Annotated in this window: 16 protein-coding genes; 6 read left to right on the forward strand and 10 right to left on the reverse strand. The window is 52.5% G+C overall.

Translation table 11 applies throughout. The annotated features are described in order from the left end of the window. The first annotated feature begins 240 nt into the window (after positions 1–240). Both uspC and JHD74_RS04905 read left to right on the forward strand, forming a co-directional pair. A complete protein-coding gene (gene uspC / locus JHD74_RS04900; RefSeq protein WP_024528919.1) occupies positions 241–651 on the forward strand; it encodes a universal stress protein UspC in 411 nt (136 codons plus the stop codon). A gap of 434 nt (positions 652–1,085) precedes the next feature. After that, entirely contained in the window at positions 1,086–2,117 is a 1,032-nt protein-coding gene (locus JHD74_RS04905; RefSeq protein ID WP_199061872.1) for an NADP-dependent oxidoreductase, read from the forward strand. Between the two features lie 45 nt (positions 2,118–2,162). Here the strand turns inward: JHD74_RS04905 and sbmC are convergent, their stop codons facing one another. The 3 genes from sbmC to JHD74_RS04920 all read right to left on the reverse strand — a co-directional run bounded on the left by sbmC (position 2,163) and on the right by JHD74_RS04920 (position 4,458). Continuing rightward, a complete protein-coding gene (sbmC, locus tag JHD74_RS04910; protein WP_074031588.1) occupies positions 2,163–2,630 on the reverse strand; it encodes a DNA gyrase inhibitor SbmC in 468 nt (155 codons plus the stop codon). Between the two features lie 38 nt (positions 2,631–2,668). Then, complete coding sequence (kynA, locus tag JHD74_RS04915; protein WP_199061874.1) at positions 2,669–3,511, reverse strand: tryptophan 2,3-dioxygenase; 843 nt, start codon at positions 3,509–3,511, stop codon at positions 2,669–2,671. 179 nt (positions 3,512–3,690) lie between these two features. Continuing rightward, on the reverse strand, positions 3,691–4,458 hold the full coding sequence (locus tag JHD74_RS04920) for a phytanoyl-CoA dioxygenase family protein (RefSeq protein WP_065683387.1): 768 nt from the start codon (positions 4,456–4,458) through the stop codon (positions 3,691–3,693). 245 nt (positions 4,459–4,703) lie between these two features. Between JHD74_RS04920 and JHD74_RS04925 the strand changes: the two genes are divergently transcribed. Next, a complete protein-coding gene (locus tag JHD74_RS04925; protein WP_199061876.1) occupies positions 4,704–5,531 on the forward strand; it encodes a helix-turn-helix domain-containing protein in 828 nt (275 codons plus the stop codon). Between the two features lie 165 nt (positions 5,532–5,696). Here the strand turns inward: JHD74_RS04925 and mgtA are convergent, their stop codons facing one another. The 3 genes from mgtA to JHD74_RS04940 all read right to left on the reverse strand — a co-directional run bounded on the left by mgtA (position 5,697) and on the right by JHD74_RS04940 (position 10,814). Next, on the reverse strand, positions 5,697–8,396 hold the full coding sequence (gene mgtA, locus JHD74_RS04930; RefSeq protein ID WP_199061878.1) for a magnesium-translocating P-type ATPase: 2,700 nt from the start codon (positions 8,394–8,396) through the stop codon (positions 5,697–5,699). A gap of 321 nt (positions 8,397–8,717) precedes the next feature. Further along, positions 8,718–9,416: an MgtC family protein gene (locus JHD74_RS04935; RefSeq protein WP_021180910.1), complete on the reverse strand. Its 699-nt coding sequence runs from the start codon at positions 9,414–9,416 to the stop codon at positions 8,718–8,720. A gap of 528 nt (positions 9,417–9,944) precedes the next feature. Next, positions 9,945–10,814 (reverse strand): LysR substrate-binding domain-containing protein, encoded by an 870-nt coding sequence (locus tag JHD74_RS04940; protein WP_199061880.1) that lies wholly within the window; start codon positions 10,812–10,814, stop codon positions 9,945–9,947. Between the two features lie 105 nt (positions 10,815–10,919). Between JHD74_RS04940 and JHD74_RS04945 the strand changes: the two genes are divergently transcribed. Continuing rightward, positions 10,920–12,332: a pyridoxal-dependent decarboxylase gene (locus JHD74_RS04945; protein WP_199061882.1), complete on the forward strand. Its 1,413-nt coding sequence runs from the start codon at positions 10,920–10,922 to the stop codon at positions 12,330–12,332. Here the strand turns inward: JHD74_RS04945 and JHD74_RS04950 are convergent. Further along, positions 12,286–13,023: a GNAT family N-acetyltransferase gene (locus tag JHD74_RS04950; RefSeq protein ID WP_024528928.1), complete on the reverse strand. Its 738-nt coding sequence runs from the start codon at positions 13,021–13,023 to the stop codon at positions 12,286–12,288. The two genes, JHD74_RS04945 and JHD74_RS04950, sit on opposite strands and share 47 nt — an antisense overlap. Before the next feature lie 686 nt (positions 13,024–13,709). Between JHD74_RS04950 and rcsA the strand changes: the two genes are divergently transcribed. Then, entirely contained in the window at positions 13,710–14,339 is a 630-nt protein-coding gene (rcsA, locus tag JHD74_RS04955) for a transcriptional regulator RcsA (protein ID WP_024528929.1), read from the forward strand. A gap of 188 nt (positions 14,340–14,527) precedes the next feature. Here the strand turns inward: rcsA and dsrB are convergent, their stop codons facing one another. The 3 genes from dsrB to JHD74_RS04970 form a co-directional block, all read right to left on the reverse strand. After that, on the reverse strand, positions 14,528–14,728 hold the full coding sequence (gene dsrB, locus JHD74_RS04960; RefSeq protein ID WP_021180904.1) for a protein DsrB: 201 nt from the start codon (positions 14,726–14,728) through the stop codon (positions 14,528–14,530). A 245-nt stretch (positions 14,729–14,973) separates the two neighbouring features. After that, a complete protein-coding gene (gene cspE / locus JHD74_RS04965) occupies positions 14,974–15,186 on the reverse strand; it encodes a transcription antiterminator/RNA stability regulator CspE (protein ID WP_004946278.1) in 213 nt (70 codons plus the stop codon). A gap of 287 nt (positions 15,187–15,473) precedes the next feature. Next, on the reverse strand, positions 15,474–16,253 hold the full coding sequence (locus JHD74_RS04970) for an ion transporter (RefSeq protein ID WP_080673349.1): 780 nt from the start codon (positions 16,251–16,253) through the stop codon (positions 15,474–15,476). A 288-nt stretch (positions 16,254–16,541) separates the two neighbouring features. Here JHD74_RS04970 and JHD74_RS04975 point away from each other — a divergent pair, with 288 nt between their 5' ends. Next, positions 16,542–16,751 (forward strand): hypothetical protein, encoded by a 210-nt coding sequence (locus JHD74_RS04975; RefSeq protein ID WP_021805739.1) that lies wholly within the window; start codon positions 16,542–16,544, stop codon positions 16,749–16,751. The last annotated feature ends 74 nt before the right edge of the window (positions 16,752–16,825 follow it).

Consider the following 16,825-nt stretch of genomic DNA (forward strand, 5'->3'; position numbering starts at 1 on the left):
CCCCCCCCCCCCCCCCCCCCCCCCCCCCCCCCCCCCCCCCCCCCCCCCTCTTTAGTTGGCATCGTCGGCAGCGTCAGATGTGTATAAGAGACAGATCGTTATGCGCGCATCTTTTTATCTTTTATGGCGGAATCTCTTCCTTGCCCTGAGATTTAGCGTTGCGCGTGATACAAACCACATTTATTGCACAGGCATTGCTCTACCCTTTTAGCACACACACTCAGGCAACGGGAGTAGAACATGGGATATCGCAACGTGCTGGTTACGGTGGCGGTCGCAGCGGACAGCCAGAGGCTGGTAGAGAAAGCCGTCTCCATCGTGCGCCCCTGTGATGGAAAAATCACGCTAGTCAGTATCATTGCCAATACAGAGATTTTCCCCGCCCCCATGCTGGGCGACCTGCGTGCGTTGATGGAGGAAGAGACGCTGCTGTTTATGGAAGAGCTGTGCCTACGGGCAAACTATCCCAATATCGCAACGCGGATCATTCACGGCGAGTTGGGTGACTGCCTGACCTACGCCAACCAGAAGCAACCCTTTGATTTGGTCATCTGCGGCAACCATAGCGATAGCATGATGAATAAGGTAGCCTGCTCTGCCGCACGCTTTATCAATAGCAGCAGCATTGACGTGCTGATCGTTCCGCTATAACACACACTCATGACTTCCAGTTTCCTATTCAAGGCGCAACTCTTTTTTCTTGATGCAAATTAAGAAGCTCGTTAGAAATACCTGATCGCCAACGAAGTATCGCTTATGCTACAGCCTAGCCTTAATACTATCGCCAACGCCCCTATATGACATCGGAATTTTCGCAAGACCATCAATATACCCAACATTAAATATCACTGCCAGTTATGGTTTATCATTATATTTTTGGCGTTATTTTTCTTCACGATATAAGAAAGCTCAACGAACACTCAGTCACCGCAAATATTACGCAATATTTTTCAACAAGGCTCCCACCATACTTATTACGTTTTCGCGTACATGCGCACACAACGCTATTTTCCACTACGGCAGATTAACTAGACTAACCTGTACCTGAACCCCATTAGTTCAACACCGTCGCCAAGGAGTCATCGATGTCTCAGCAAACGCATCATCGTCGTTTTGTTTTAGCTTCACGCCCGCACGGGGAACCGCAGGCAGACAATTTCCGTCTGGAAACCAGCCCCATCCCACAGCCCGCTGCCGGGCAACTGTTGCTGCGCACGATTTACCTTTCATTAGATCCCTATATGCGTGGCCGTATGAGCGATGCACCCTCTTATGCTCCCCCGGTACAGATAGGTGAAGTGATGGTCGGCGGCACCGTATCCCGCGTGCAGGCTTCACAACATCCAGACTTTAACGTTGGAGATTGGGTGCTAGGCTACGACGGGTGGCAAAGCCATGCGTTGTCAGACGGCAGCGGCCTGCGCAATCTGGGCACCAAGCTGGATCACTCTTCCAGGCTCCTTGGCGTGTTAGGTATGCCAGGTTTTACCGCCTATATGGGGTTGCTGGATATCGGTCAGCCACAGGCAGGCGAAACCTTGGTGGTCGCGGCAGCCAGCGGAGCCGTAGGTTCCGTGGTAGGTCAAATTGCCAAGTTGAAAGGATGCCGCGTAGTGGGCGTGGCAGGCGGCGCAGAGAAATGCCGCTATGTGGTGGAAGAACTGGGATTTGATGCCTGTATCGATCACCACTCGGCCGACTTTGCAGCTCAGTTGGCGGCAGCCTGCCCCCAGGGCATTGATATTTACTATGAAAACGTCGGCGGCGCGGTATTCGATGCGGTTATTCCTTTACTCAATACCAAGGCACGTATCCCCGTCTGTGGCATGATCGCCCACTACAGCGCGACCGAGTTACCACCAGGCCCAGATCGCTTGCCGTTGTTACAAAGCCTGATCCTGCGCAAACGCATCAAGATGCAGGGTTTTATCATCTTCGATGATTACGCAGAAAACTTCGGCGAGTTTCTACAACAGATGGGGGAATGGGTCAGCCAGGGCAAGATCAAATTCCGCGAGGACGTTGTCGACGGGTTAGAAAATGCCCCTCAGGCCTTTTTCGGGCTGCTGAAAGGGAAAAACTTCGGCAAGCTGATTATCCGCGTCGCCGAGGAGTGATCCTCTAATCAGGGCGCTGTGCGCCCTGAACCCTTTACGCAGCCTTCAAAACTTGGTTACCGACTGGCAAATCTCCAGATCAAAGTAGCCATCAGCCACACAATCATTGAGATAATGTTCATAGCAAACGCCCTCAGACGGCCGATAGCCACTGGCGGGTAATAGCTGCTGGTAAAAATTACGCCAGGGGGTAGCGAAATCCCCATCGGTGATCCGCACCCGGTAAACGGCGTACTCCCCTGCCGGTAGGGTTTGTATCACCATTTTTTCACTGCCGGCAGGTAGCACAAAATCATCGGCAACGGTAAACACCACGTCGGCACGCAGGTTTTCCGCTGCGACCTGGTTCGGATCGTCCCAATAGAGTACCAGCCATTTCCCCACGGGAATGCCTTGCCGTTGTTGCCAGGCCATCAGTTGCTGAAAACCCAGTGGGACTGATTGCGCATAAGGCCCCACAACCCGCACGCCAACGGCCTTTTCTGCCGGTTTTTGCTCAATGCTTACCGCCATTGTCATCACTCCTCTCGCTTATGTCCGGAACGGTAGAGTCAAGCGCCAATTTCGGTTCGTACATCCAGCAACTCAGGGAAAAATGTCAGTTCTAACGCCTTCTTCAAGAAGCTGACGCCGCTGGAGCCGCCGGTACCCGATTTAAAACCAATGATCCGCTCGACCGTTTTCATATGGCGAAAACGCCATAGATGGAAGCTTTCCTCGATATCCACCAGCTTCTCGGCCATTTCGTAGGCCGCCCAGTAGGTTTGCGGATTATCGTAAATCAGTTTGAACACCGGTAACAGCTCTGGATTGCGCTGGTAAGGCTGGGTCCAGTCTCGTTCGATACATGCCTGAGGCACCGCAAGACCATGGCGGGAAAGATAGCGGAGGAATTCGTCATACAGGCTCGGGGCTTCGAGGATCGCTTTCAGCGCGGCATGTTTTGGCGCATCGTCGCTGAAGACGGCCAGCATGGCGGCATTTTTGTTACCCAACAAAAACTCGATCGAACGATATTGATGAGATTGGAAACCCGAAGAGTTACCCAGCACGCCACGGAACTCCACATATTCCGACGGAGTCAGCGTTTCCAGCACCGCCCATTGCTCAAACAGCAGACGCTGGATCTGCTTTACCCTGGCCAGGATCTTGAAACAGTGGCTGAGCTTATCCTGCTGCACCAGAGTCTTGGCCGCCTGCAGCTCATGCAGCATCAGTTTCATCCACAGTTCCGAGGTCTGATGTTGCACCACAAACAGCATCTCATCATGATGCTGCGGGCTGGAAAGTGGCTGCTGACAATCCAACAGTCGATCCAGGCACAGGTAATCACCATAGCTCATGCGCTTGGAAAAATCGGTGACAATGGCGCTTTCTAGTTCCCGCTGATTCATGTTCTCTCTCCGTGTCGCTCACGCCTTTGGCAAACGTGACGCGCGTTGCTGGTTCGCAAGTGAAGAGAAAACAATAGTCTATCCCAGCAACATTAACGTAACAATTAACGAGAGCTGCCTCGCAGATCCGGTGCTGACATCGGATTTAACGGGCGCAGCAGCGCCCCTACACCGGACACTTAAAGCACATCAAGCAGCCATTTTTGTGCCGGAGTCAACCGGCTGGCCGTTTCTTCCTTCAGCCAGCGGCGCTGATCCTGCTGGGCGGTATCTGCACGGTCAATATAGAGTGCGTGCAACACCCGCCGCCGAGTACCGATCCTGTTCTGAGTACCTCCATGCCAGGTGTGCGCGTTGTAGATCATCACGCTACCGGCAGGGGCGGCAAAAACAATTTCATCAGGATGTGCCAAGTCGGGATCGGCCAACACATCTTCCGGCAGTTCCGGCCGCAGGTGCGTTCCGGCGATAATCCGCGGCGCGCCATTTTCCGCACTTAGGTCGTCAATCGCCCATATCGCATTGACCAAATGGACTTTTGGAAAGTCGGGACGCGGCTTTTTCCAGTCGGCATGCAGAGGCTGATGGCCGCCACCGTGCAAGGCTTCGCGGGCATTGAGGCTAGAGACTTTGAACTCACCGTTGAAAATATAGCGGCAGGCAGACAGGATCAGCGGGTGCGACCACACCTTTTCCCATACCACACCTTTATTCACCATGTTGGCTATGCGAGTTGCTGTCGCTTCCTGATGGTGCTCAATGGCCAGGTTATCCCCTTCTTTCTCCACCAGCTCGTCAATAAGATTGCGCATTGCCACCAGCCAGTCAGGATCGGCCACGTTGTGCACCACGGTATATCCCAACGTATCAAGCTCCTGCTTCATCTGTGCCGTTAACTCGATACTGGCTCCTAAAGCCTCCAGGTATATCTCAGATTGACGTTGCATCATGATTTCTCCATTTACTTTTTGATAACATAACGGCAAATTTACTGGAAGCCTGGGCCAAAAACAGGGGGCTTTTACTACGAAATACTGGACACAGATGTACGCCAGCCAAAAATGTGACCAGGGTCATAAATGCGTAAAAGACCCATGAATGCAGGGAGATATCACCTTAATTGCGCTGCCCGCTTGGGTTTACCATCATTCTCAAATGCATCGTTAACCGCCGAAGCGCACTGGAGATCGCGATGTCTGAAACGCTTGTTACCCTGCTTAAACAGCTGATTGCCCACCAGGAAGCGATCCAGGTAAGGTTCCCTGAACCCACTTTTCCCGCCCCGCCACTGGCCTTCTGCGTGCCTTTTCCACGGCTTGAAATAGTGCTCGAAGGGGAAGTTGAAGATCAGTGCCTGCCTTTGGCAAATAACACTCTCTCCAGCTATCAGGTGCTTTATGTCCCTGCGGGCAAATGGAGTTTTCCGCAATGGACCCAGCCAGCCACCACGCTGAGCATCTTGTTCAGTAAGCAAAAGCTGGGTTTCAGCCTGCAAAGATGGGACGGGCAAACGCTGTGTGAAACGCAAAAACAGCACGTGGCGCGGCGTGGGCCCAGAGTCGGCTCATACCTGCTGCTGGCGATGAATGAGGTTTTGCTGCAACCGGATGCATTGACCTCGCAGTTGATCTTTACCGGGTTGGTCAGCCACTGCCTGGAACAGCTCGCAGGCCAGGGGCAAACCGTCAGTAAAAGCCAGGAACTGCTGCTGGCCATACAGGATTACCTTGATGACCACGCCGGGTTACCGTTAACGCGGGAAGGCGTTGCCAAACGATTTCATATTACCCCTAACTATCTGTCCCACCTGTTTCAAAAGTCAGGCCCAGTCGGTTTCAATGAGTACATCACCGGGGTGCGCCTCGAGCGGGCGAAAAATCTATTGCGTGGCTATGATCTGAAGATCAAAGAGATCGCTCATAACTGTGGGTTCGACGACAGTAACTATTTTTGCCGGATATTCAAAAAGCATACCGATCGTTCCCCCTCTGAATATCGCAGGCATTGCCGCAGCCTGTAGTCGCACACACGTGTGCGCCTCAGCTTGATGGCAAAGTAGCAATCTTGCCGAATTTGTAAGGTGGCCGCACATGTTCGGTCGAGGGTGCGCTGCAAGATGCTGCGCACCCTCGAAACAGGCCGATTGAGGTTTATCACCGGGCATAACGCCCGGTGATAACGTAGATTAGAACCACTTGCCAAAGCGGCGGATGTAGAAACGCTTCATCAATTGCGCCACCACACAGTAGCTGACCAGAGTGGCCACCAGCCAAGGGAAATACTCCCACGGCAGCGGTTGCAACCCGACCCATGCCCCGAGCGGCGAGAACGGAATATAGATACCGAGTGCCATAATAATCCCAGTGGTCAACAACACCGGCAGCGCCGCCGTGCTCTGAATGAACGGGATTTTCTGGGTACGTAGCATATGCACTACCAGCGTCTGAGACAGCAAGCCTTCAATAAACCAGCCGGACTGGAACAGCGCCTGATGCTCTACGCTATTGGCGGCAAACACGAACCACATCAACGCATAGGTCGTGATGTCGAAAATCGAAGACGTCGGCCCAATCCACAGCATAAAGCGACCAATATTCTTGGCATCCCACTTGCGCGGTTTACGCAGGAATTCTTTGTCCATCTTGTCCCACGGCAGGGAAAGCTGGGAGATATCGTACATCAGGTTCTGTAACAGCAGGTGGATCGCCAGCATCGGCAGGAACGGAATAAACGCACTGGCCACCAGCACCGAGAACACGTTGCCGAAGTTGGAGCTGGCGGTCATGTTCAGATACTTGATGATATTGCCGAAGGTTTCACGCCCTTTGATCACCCCTTCTTCCAGCACCATCAGGTTCTTTTCCAACAGGATGATATCTGCGGACTCCTTGGCAATATCGGTACCGGTATCGACTGAAATGCCCACGTCGGCATCACGTAACGCCGGGGCGTCGTTAATGCCATCCCCCAGGAAGCCCACGGTGTGGCCATTAGCCTGCAACATTTTCAGCACGCGTGATTTTTGCAACGGCGTCAGCTTGGTAAATACCGTACGTTGCTCAACTTCACGCATCAGATGGGCATCGTCCATCTGTTCAATCTCCAGGCCGGAGAGCGGCTCTCCTGGCTCCAGGCCGACATCGCGGCAGATTTTACAGGTGATCACCGGGTTGTCGCCGGTCAACACTTTCACCGCCACGCCATTTTCCTGTAGGGCAGCAATCGCTTCACGAGCGCTCTCTTTTGGCGGATCGAGGAAGGTCAGCAGGCCTTCGATCACCAGATCGCGTTCATCCACAATGCTCAGTGGCAAAGTACAACCTTCCAGACCCAGATCTCGCGTTGCCAGCACCAGCACGCGGAAACCATCTTCATTGTACTGGCAGGCCAACGCCTGCAAATCGGCACGGCGAGCCTCGTCAAGCGCCAACACCTGCTGCCCAACGCGGACGTGGGTGGCGATCTCCAACATCTCTTCAACTGCACCTTTGCAAATCAGCAGTTGGCGCTGTTGTTCATCCTGTACCACGATCGACAAGCGACGACGTATAAAATCAAACGGCAGTTCATCAACCTTGCTGTAGCGCCCCAATGCCTCAACGCCTGGCTGGCCCTGGCCAAAACGGATCACCGCCTGATCCATCAGGTTCTTCATGCCACTCTGATGGAAGCTGTTCAACCAGGCTAAATGCAGCACGTGGTTATCTTTGCTGCCATTCACGTCCAGATGGTGTTCCAGAATGATGCGATCCTGCGTCAGAGTGCCGGTTTTATCGGTACAGAGCACGTCCATCGCGCCAAAGTTCTGGATCGCATTCAACCGTTTGACCACCACCTTGCGGCGCGCCATGGCAATTGCGCCTTTCGCCAGGTTCGAGCTGACGATCATCGGTAGCATTTCCGGCGTCAGCCCCACGGCGACCGCCAAGGCAAACAGTGCCGCCTCCGTCCAGTCTCCCTTGGTAAAACCGTTAATCAGCAAGACGATCGGTACCATCACCAACATAAAGCGGATCAGCAGCCAGCTAACGCTGTTTACTCCACGGTCAAAGGCAGTTTGCGAACGGGTACCAACGATCGACTTCGCCAAAGAGCCAAAGTAGGTGCGGCCACCGGTCGCGACTACCACCGCCGTCGCCGTTCCGCTGGCCACGTTGGTGCCCATCAGGCAGATATTGGCTAACTCCAGCAGTTCGCTTTCGCTGGAGGCATCAATCTCGCTGGACTTTTGGCTCACGCCGGCCAAAGCATCGTATTTTTCGATCGGAATAGCTTCGCCGGTCAAGATGGCCTGGCTGATAAACAGGTCGCGTGAGCTGAGCAAGCGGAGGTCTGCGGGTATCATGTCCCCGGCGGAGAGCTGAATAATATCGCCCGGAACCAACTCACGAATGGGAATTTCCACCGCTAACGCCTGGGTGCTGAAATTACTGCGGCGCAACACCGTTGCCGTGGTACGCACCATCGATTTGAGTGATTCGGCCGCTTTATTGGTGCGGTATTCCTGCCAGAAGCGCAGCAACCCGCTCAACGTAACCATAATCAGGATAATGATGACGCCGGTAAGATCGGTTTCCTCACCGTTTTGCATGGGCAACCAGTAATCGGTAAAGAAACTGATCCCTGCCAGCACCATCAACACAAAGATAAACGGGTTGTTAAACGCGCTGACTAACTGTACCAGCGCATGCGGTGCCTTCTCATGGGCAACCTGATTACTACCGAAATACTGCAAACGCTCCTGGGCATCTTCCTGAGTTAATCCGATGCGGTTACAGTTTAAATTAGCCAACGTTTGATCGAGGCTGTTCTTTGCCTCGAGAGCAATGGCATACGGCTCGCGCTGTTTATCACGGCGACGGCTATTTTCTTTAATATGGGTCATGACGCTATTCTCTTTTTTTACTTTGCACACAGGGTTACCCCGCCCGTAATAACGGGTGAACATGCACAAAGTGGAATTTATTTGGTTTACTTCATTAACGTAATGCTTATTCCATTAATATACCTTTGAATTTCAAGTTGTAGCTAGGCGACAAGCTTACTCATCCCCAGGAGCTTACTTTTGGGTAAGTGACTGGGGTGAGTAACTGCAGGAAACAACACTACAGCTTGAAAGACGACGGGTATACGCAGAATAATAAAATCTCTGGGGGGTGCTTGCATAACACATCCTTATCACCTTATCGGTGAAGGTTATTTATGGTTAAACGGGTAATTCTGACGCAACACGCCAATGCACGGCACTCACGCTGCGTTCTAAACTAATACGGCAGACAATGCCCTCAATCTCTTTTTGCGCGGCCGGGTTAGCCACAATTTCCGCACAGACTTCCAACTGGCCAGGAATGGCAATATCGGCGCTACGCAGCGATTGCAGGCGTAATGCCACGCCGTTCAACGCCTGTAGGATCAGGGTACGAACCAGGATTTCATCCTGCTCACCGCAGGTCACCTGGACACGATAACGCAGCTCCAGATCCACCGCTTGCTGCTGGGGTTGCAGGTTAATGCGCTGCGCCGCTTCACGCAGCAGGATATTGGCACACAGGATCACCAGGGTGGCGCAGACGGCCTCCCAATGCTGCCCCAGGCCACATAGCACACCGATGGCCGCAGAGCACCACAAGGTGGCTGCCGTATTCAGGCCGCGGATATTCAGCCCTTCTCGCATAATCACACCGGCACCGAGAAAACCGATACCAGAAACGATCTGCGCCGCAATACGCCCTGCGCTGGAAGGCTCGGTGTCAAAAGAGCTCAGGATAAAAACGGCGGCGCCGGTCGCGACCAAAGAATTGGTACGCAAGCCCGCCATACGCTGACGCCATTGACGCTCGGCACCAATAACGGCACCCAGGCCCATTGCCAGGAATAAATTCAGAATAAAAGGAGTCATAGCCATGATCTTCCCCTTAATTAATCATTGAGGTTGAATCATGTGCCGTTAAGCACACGCGAAATCGCGCCGATAATTAATCAGCGGGTCTGCGTTTGGGTGCCCGGAGGGAAAAGGCCGTGGTGATGGTTAAATACCATAATCATATCCGAATCAATACGCCCAATGCGCAAGCGCCTCGGGAAAACTTTCATGTTCGGGTTTGCACAGCTCGGAATAACGAGAGAGGGGTGCTGCCCGCCGTGTTCGGCAAGCAACAAATCACAGGAGATTGGTCAACTTGCCTTTATTATTTCGCTACTACTGCAACTGTCCAATTGGTTATCTCCTCGGTAATTTTGGCTGGAGTATAGTGACATGAGGTTGTGAAGTAAAGGTTATATTAGTAAACGAAAGCTAAACAGAATATTCCCCTTATAGAGATATTGTTATAGGTACAATAATAATCGGGCGCAGCAGCCTCTACGTAGTGAGCAACGTTGTTTAATTTGTAGGGCGCCCCAAGACGCAGCACAAGGGATCCGATTGAGCGATTTAGTTTAGCTGTTGCTGTAACCAGTTCAGTAACGCTACCACCTCAGGCGTTAAACCGGCGGCTTGTGGCCACACCAGATAGACATCGCTATCATTCAAATGCAGCGCGGCCGCCAGCGGCACCAAGCGCCCTGCTGCAATCGCATCCTTCGCCAGCACGGCCTTCACCAGCGCAATACCAAACCCCTGCTCGGCTGCACGCAACAGTAAACCCGCGTCGTTGAACAGCGCCAACTGCTGCCCACCGCCAATTCTCCCTACGGCGCTAAACCAGCTATGCCAGGGAGTGACGTCATGCTCAAGCAGCGGGACCTGTGGATCTCCAGCATCAAATGCCTCCTGCCATTGCCTGGCCAGTGCGGGAGTCGCTACCGGCAGCACTACTCCTGAGGCGATACGCTGAGCCTGAACGCCTGGCCATTGACCATCACCAATACGGATCGCGGCATCAAATCCTTTACGGTCTAGATCCTGTATCGCCAGCGAGGCGTCAATATCCAACCGGATCCCAGGGCAAGCACGATGAAACTCCGCCAATCTGGGCAACAACCAGTAATGCGCAAAGGAAGGCAGCACGCTGATGCGCAACATCTGGCTTACCGCTACCCGTCTGGCTCGGTCAACGCCCTGTTGCAAAGCGAGCAAGGCAGGTTCAGTTGCCGCCAGCAGTTCGCGCCCCGCAGCATTTAGCCGAACCCCACGCCCGGAGCGTTCAAAGAGTGGATAGCCAATAGCCTGTTCGAGCAGTTGGATTTGTTGGCTAACGGCACCATGAGTCAGGCTGACGCGTTGTGCCGTGGCACGCAAATTCTCCAGCCGGGCAGCAATCACAAAGGTTGGCAAAATATGCAGGGGAAGACGCTCATTCATTGCTGGTTAGCCTTGCTATCCAAAAGGGTCATTTTTTATCGATATTAGCACTAATCAGGTTCGCCTATAGTGCAAACATACTGACCCCTAACTCAAGGCATGACCATGCATCCACGTTTGCAGCAGGATCTCGACGATTTACCCCGCATACTTGACCATACCAACCAATTGGCGCAGGGCTTCCTTGCCAGCTTGAGCCAGCGGCCGGTATGCCCGCCCCTGGCCGAACAACAGTTGCAAACCGGTGACGATCGGCTAACCGAAGAGGGTTGCGGTGCGTTAGCGGCGTTAGACGATTTTTGGCAACGCTATGAGGCTGGCCTTTCCGGCAGTGCCGGGCCGCGTTACTTTGGTTTTGTCACCGGCGGTAGCACTCCTGCGGCGCTGGCTGCCGACTGGTTGGTTAGCACTGCCGACCAGAATAGCCAACTGAGCAATGATACCGTGGCGGCTGCGATCGAGCTGGCGACAATTGAGCAACTGAAAACCCTGCTGCAACTGCCCGCCGACTTCAGCGGTAGCTTTGTCAGCGGTGCCACCATGGCCAACTTCACCGGGATCGCCATCGGCCGCCAGTGGTTAGGGCAACAGCGCGGGATCGATGTGGCACAGTTTGGCTTGGCCGCCTTGGGGCCGATTCAGGTCCTTTCCGCCAATGCCCATGCCAGCAGCGTGAAAGCGCTCAGCATGCTCGGTATTGGGCGTGAAGCGTTAAGGTCTATCGCCAGCCAGGCTGATTGCGAAGCCATTGATATCGAGGCACTGGAGCGTCACCTTGCCGCCACGCCAGATATCCCGAAGATAGTGCTCGCCAGCGCAGGTACGGTAAACACCGGCGTTTTCGACGATCTGCCCCGCCTGCTGGCACTGCGTGCACGCTATCCCTTCTGGCTACATGTTGATGCCGCCTTTGGGGGGATTGCGGCCTGTTCTCCCCGCTTGGCTCATCTGCTGGACGGTTGGCATCAGGCGGACTCAATCACCGTAGATGCCCATAAATGGCTGAATGTCCCTTATGACAGCGCCATTCAATTTACCCGTCATCTGGCATTGCAGATGCAGGTGTTCCAGAATCACTCGACCTATCTGGAGGCCACCACGTTGCGCCCAGATAACTATTTGCACCTGACGCCCGAGAATTCACGGCGTTTTCGCGCCCTGCCCTTATGGATGGCATTGAAAGCCTACGGCAGCAGTGGTATGAGGGAGATCGTCGAGCGTAACGTAACGTTGGCGCGACGTTTAGGTGACGGATTGGCGGCCAGTGAAGGCTTCCGCCTGCTGGCCCCGGTGAATCTGAACATCGTATGCTTTGCGCTGAAGGGCGTTACAGGCGATGCCACCGCCGCACGCAACCGCTTCATCGATCGCTTGGATCGGCACGGCGTGGTGCGCTGCACGCCCACCAGCTATGCGGGCCAACCGGGTATCCGGGCTGCCCTGGTGAATTGGATGACCGAAGAGCAGGATATTACTTTGGCACTGGCATCGATGCAGGCTTGTCGGGTCGAAGCCTGAAAGTCGCGAGGCGCTGCTTCTGCTGGCCGTCGGCTGAGATATTCTGAGGCGATAGCCAGGCAGCAAACGCCTCGCGCAATACTGGCCATTCACCATCGATGATGGATAACCAGTCCGTGTCGCGGTTGCGTCCCTTTCTGGTCATCGCCTGACGAAAAGTCCCCTCAAAGGTGAAGCCCAGACGCAGTGCAGCCTCGCGAGAAGGGGCATTCAGACGGTCGCATTTCCACTCGCAACGGCGGAATCCCAAATCGTCAAAAGCGTGCTTGAGCATCAGAAAGATGGCTTCACTCCCCATCGCTCGCCGCTTCATCAAGGGTGACCAGTTGATCATCCCCAACTCAACCACCCCGTTGGGTTGGTCGATGTTCAAGAAAGCGCAGGTGCCGACCGCTTTACCGCTAGTAGCATCGATCACCGTCAGGGTGTTTCTCCCCTGGGTTGCCAGCTGTCGCTGCAAATACTGCTGGAAAACAGGCAACTCCGTGGGGCGTTCACTAGACAGATAGGTCCAGTCGCGCCCGTCCTCCGCCAGTTGGTAGGCATGAAACAACTCATCGGCACGGCGCGCGATATCCATCGGCTGCAGACAGCAGAAACGCCCTTGAAGACTCTGTTTTCCCGGTTCACCCGCTGGTTGCCAGCCCTCAAGCACTGCACCAATGGGTTGCCCAAACTGATTGTGATCCACCTGGCCTCCGGGTTGTGAGTTGAAATCGCCTTTAGCAACATTACGTTGTCTCTGCGCTCTAAGATACGTCAGGAAAATCGATATGTCGTTGATAAGTTATCCACTCGAAAATCATTAACAAATGAAATAATTTACATTAGTTATTTAATAAACGACTCATGGTTAGCAGAACTACTCATTTTGACTTTATTTCACTCATAAACTAATTCCTAAAACGCATAAAACCAACTAAGAATCGTTACCATTTGCGCCGATACATTGATACAATCAATTGAATAAGCAAAATTAATGGCGTTTGGTGATGAAACGGAAGCAACAAAATCAGTCAAAAAACCGCCAACGCCGGCTTTACAGCAAGCCATAAGACACCCTTAAGAATCATCTGATGATCGAAAAATAGTACCGAGACGAAAATAGCTGACCTTAGCAACAAATTTAAGGCTGACTACCTGGCGTCTACTGATATTTCCAGCCGCAAAGTAGCCACAGAGCATAATAAGTCGACTTAAGCTAAACTGATGGTTTTGGAAGATTTGAAAATATAATTTGAAAAGACGTTGAGTCATGCCGGTTTTATTGATAGAAAGTTGCATTCATAAGATGTGATTTTTTTATAACTTTTAGCCTTTTATCTTCAGGCTTTCTTTTTATAACCGCGTGGAAACGGACTTAAGCAGGGGGGCTTTATGCCAATAATCATTATGGATTCATGCAGTTACACTAGACTAGGATTAACCGACTACCTGACGTCGCACGGGTTGAAAAAGCGCCAGATTAGCGCCGTCAATCATATCGACGGCCTGCATGAGAAATGCACCAAACTTAAGCCTAATATGGTATTCCTGAATGAAGACTGCTTCATCCATGAGGCGGATGCGACGGAAAGAATAAAACGCGTGATCTCTCTTAATCCCGATACTTTATTCTTTATTTTCATGGCCATCACCAACGTACATTTCGACGATTATTTATACGTCCGCAAGAACGTTATCATCTCGTCAAAATCGATTAAACCGCAAACCATGAGCCAGCTGCTTAACCACTACCTCGAAAGAAAACTGGTTCGCCCGGAAAAAAGCTCGCTGGATCAGACGCCTGTCACACTAAGCCAAACCGAGTCAAACATGCTGCGCATGTGGATGTCCGGCCAAGGCACCATCCAGATCTCCGATCAAATGCAGATCAAGGTGAAAACCGTCTCTTCCCATAAGGGAAACATCAAAAGAAAGATCAAAACCCACAACAAGCAGATCATCTACCATGTTGTCCGCCTGACCGACACGCTTACCAGCGGCATTTTCGTCAACAGCCGTTGATGACCATTGCGGCCAAATAAAGCGACAGCAGAACACGTTGGCTTAGGGTACGACAGAAAAACGCCCGTTTTCAGCGGCAATGATGCCGCTACGGGTATTTTGGCAAGTTTTCAACACCGCGTGACTGTGCGGCCAGGTTTCAGCCCACCAGCCAGACCGGCGGCAAGCTGTTAATTGCAGGAAAAGACTTAATCCTGTTCAGCACTACGCAGCTCTACAAAGGTACCATCGCGGCTATCGATCTCATTGAAGAACCACACGCCCGCCGGGTAATCTTCCAGTGAAACCAGATACATGGTGCCTTCATTAAACACTTCAACTTCCAGCACGACCCCTTCCCGACGAGGGCCGCCGTCGGTCTTTACCGTCACCAGATCGTTAACTTTCATGCTCTACCTCGTTATTTATCCCGGATATCAGTCTATTACAGTTGACGAAAAGAACCCACCATGGCGTAATCCGTTGCCCCTCTGAGCCATCTTACGACGATGGCTAGTAAAGCTTAGCAGAATGTCAGGCTGACCTTTCAGAGCGCCTGGCACACCACCGTGAACGGTTTTTCCGCTCACTGGCTCAAATCACAGACACAAAAAAACCCGCCTTGGCGGGTTTTTGTTAATCAGCGAGAGGCCGATTAGATAGCGGTAACGTTAGCCGCTGACGGACCTTTAGCACCGTTCTCGATAGAGAACTGTACGTTCTGGCCTTCAGCCAGGGTCTTGAAGCCTTGATCCTGAATTGCAGAGAAGTGTACGAACACGTCTTTGCTGCCGTCTGCAGGAGTGATGAAACCAAAACCTTTAGACTCGTTGAACCACTTCACTTGACCTTTAATCATGTTAGACATGTTGAATTCCTTCAATAAAAAATTTAAGCCACCATGGGCATGAAATAGCCGGTCATCAGTTACTTATGGAGGCACTAGAAAGGAAATTCGTCAGTGAAGAGCTATCAAGGATAACGCTTTAAATTTGAACTACTTTACTCAAAATGTCGTGCATAAATAGGTCTGTACCACAGGCCGAGAATCATTAACTCATGTCGGGCGTATAATAGCAACTCTTTTTATCTCGTGAGGCTGGAAAGGGAGATCGAACGCACAGAATTTGCTCCCCGCTGGCGAAATTATCGGCGTTATCTTGCGGATTTCACTGACAATGGTGGTAACGTAGCGCCACAATATTTACAAAACTTCGCCTCGGCTTCATGCCCGCCACGGTCGCATTGTGCGCAATGGCGCTGTTCCCGATAGCGCTGCATCTCCTGCGACATGTAGGCGGTCAGGATCCCCGTAGGCACCGCAATAATGGAATACCCTACCAGGATCAGCACCGAAGCCAGCATCCGCCCTAATGGCGTGTGGGGCACAATATCGCCGTAGCCCACGGTGGTTAACGTAACTACCGCCCAGTACATTGATGCGCCAAGGCTGGTAAATCCACCACTGCCTCCCTCCACCGCGTACATCAAGCCACCAAATACGCACAGCATCACGCCGACAAAGCCAAAGAACAGGGTCAGCTTATGGCGCGCCAGCTTGATGCTGCGCCAGACAATGCTCATCTCACTCATGTAGCGCAACAGTTTCAACACCCGCAATACGCGCAGGATCCGCAGTACACGCAGCAGAGCGATATATTCCACCGCCATATGCGGGAATATCCAGATGATATACATCGGCAACATCGTCAGCAGATCGACAATGCCAAAAAAGCTGATGGCATAGCGCTCTTTACTCGGCGTGCACCACAGCCGCAACAGATATTCCACAGTAAAAAGAGTGGTGAAAAAGACCTCCGCCAAAAACAGCTGATAAAGCACTTGAGCATTGGGGGTATACAGCGAGCTGCCGCCGGGTTCGATAAACAGCAACAGCACACTGAGCAGCGCCGTACTCACCCAGAATAGCTGCATCCTGCGCCCCGTTCGGGTTTGATTGCTGAACAACAGCTGATAGCTACGCTGGCGCAGGGGTTGTTTTCGTACTTTGTTGATCATAATCCGATGTCTGGTCAAAAGGTTTACACGCATACTAAATCCGAACCTGCACACCACCAAATTTACCCCATGACAGGATCAGGAGAAAATGAGCGCCAAGCCGCAAAATGGTCCAGCGTCATATTTCCATCACAAAAATGTCACAATCCAGCCATATGATGGCTAGCGATTATCCGCTCCGGGTTAACACCAAGGATTTCGCCTATGAACACCGTAAAAGCCATTAATCACCAGCAGGCAGAAACGCTGATCCGCTCAGGATCGGCGAAAAAGATTGAGCTGGCCTATGACATTGACAGCGACGATTTTTTCCAGCTCGCCAGCCTGTGGTGCGATCAGGGTGCCAAGATTTCCAAAGGTAAAAAACACTTTATCGTCTCGCTGAAAGGTTTTCGTATTCCGCCAAACGACTGATCCTCTGCCCCCTCTGCGGCGGTATCTCTGCTTGTCTAGATAAAACCGCCCTTTCGCACACATGCCAACTCTGT

It is taken from the genome of Serratia sp. ASV30 (assembly GCF_016428815.1).
In the GTDB taxonomy this organism is placed as follows: domain Bacteria; phylum Pseudomonadota; class Gammaproteobacteria; order Enterobacterales; family Enterobacteriaceae; genus Chania; species Chania fonticola_C.

Coding starts and splice junctions, on each gene's coding strand:
- JHD74_RS04935 (WP_021180910.1), bottom strand. CDS start 9,416: ATGGCTATGACTCCTTTTATTCTGAATTTATTCCTGGCAATGGGCCTG.
- dsrB (WP_021180904.1), bottom strand. CDS start 14,728: ATGAAAGTTAACGATCTGGTGACGGTAAAGACCGACGGCGGCCCTCGT.
- JHD74_RS04905 (WP_199061872.1), top strand. CDS start 1,086: ATGTCTCAGCAAACGCATCATCGTCGTTTTGTTTTAGCTTCACGCCCG.
- kynA (WP_199061874.1), bottom strand. CDS start 3,511: ATGAATCAGCGGGAACTAGAAAGCGCCATTGTCACCGATTTTTCCAAG.
- sbmC (WP_074031588.1), bottom strand. CDS start 2,630: ATGGCGGTAAGCATTGAGCAAAAACCGGCAGAAAAGGCCGTTGGCGTG.
- JHD74_RS04945 (WP_199061882.1), top strand. CDS start 10,920: ATGCATCCACGTTTGCAGCAGGATCTCGACGATTTACCCCGCATACTT.
- cspE (WP_004946278.1), bottom strand. CDS start 15,186: ATGTCTAACATGATTAAAGGTCAAGTGAAGTGGTTCAACGAGTCTAAA.
- JHD74_RS04970 (WP_080673349.1), bottom strand. CDS start 16,253: ATGCAGCTATTCTGGGTGAGTACGGCGCTGCTCAGTGTGCTGTTGCTG.
- rcsA (WP_024528929.1), top strand. CDS start 13,710: ATGCCAATAATCATTATGGATTCATGCAGTTACACTAGACTAGGATTA.
- JHD74_RS04940 (WP_199061880.1), bottom strand. CDS start 10,814: ATGAATGAGCGTCTTCCCCTGCATATTTTGCCAACCTTTGTGATTGCT.
- uspC (WP_024528919.1), top strand. CDS start 241: ATGGGATATCGCAACGTGCTGGTTACGGTGGCGGTCGCAGCGGACAGC.
- JHD74_RS04920 (WP_065683387.1), bottom strand. CDS start 4,458: ATGCAACGTCAATCTGAGATATACCTGGAGGCTTTAGGAGCCAGTATC.
- mgtA (WP_199061878.1), bottom strand. CDS start 8,396: ATGACCCATATTAAAGAAAATAGCCGTCGCCGTGATAAACAGCGCGAG.
- JHD74_RS04975 (WP_021805739.1), top strand. CDS start 16,542: ATGAACACCGTAAAAGCCATTAATCACCAGCAGGCAGAAACGCTGATC.
- JHD74_RS04925 (WP_199061876.1), top strand. CDS start 4,704: ATGTCTGAAACGCTTGTTACCCTGCTTAAACAGCTGATTGCCCACCAG.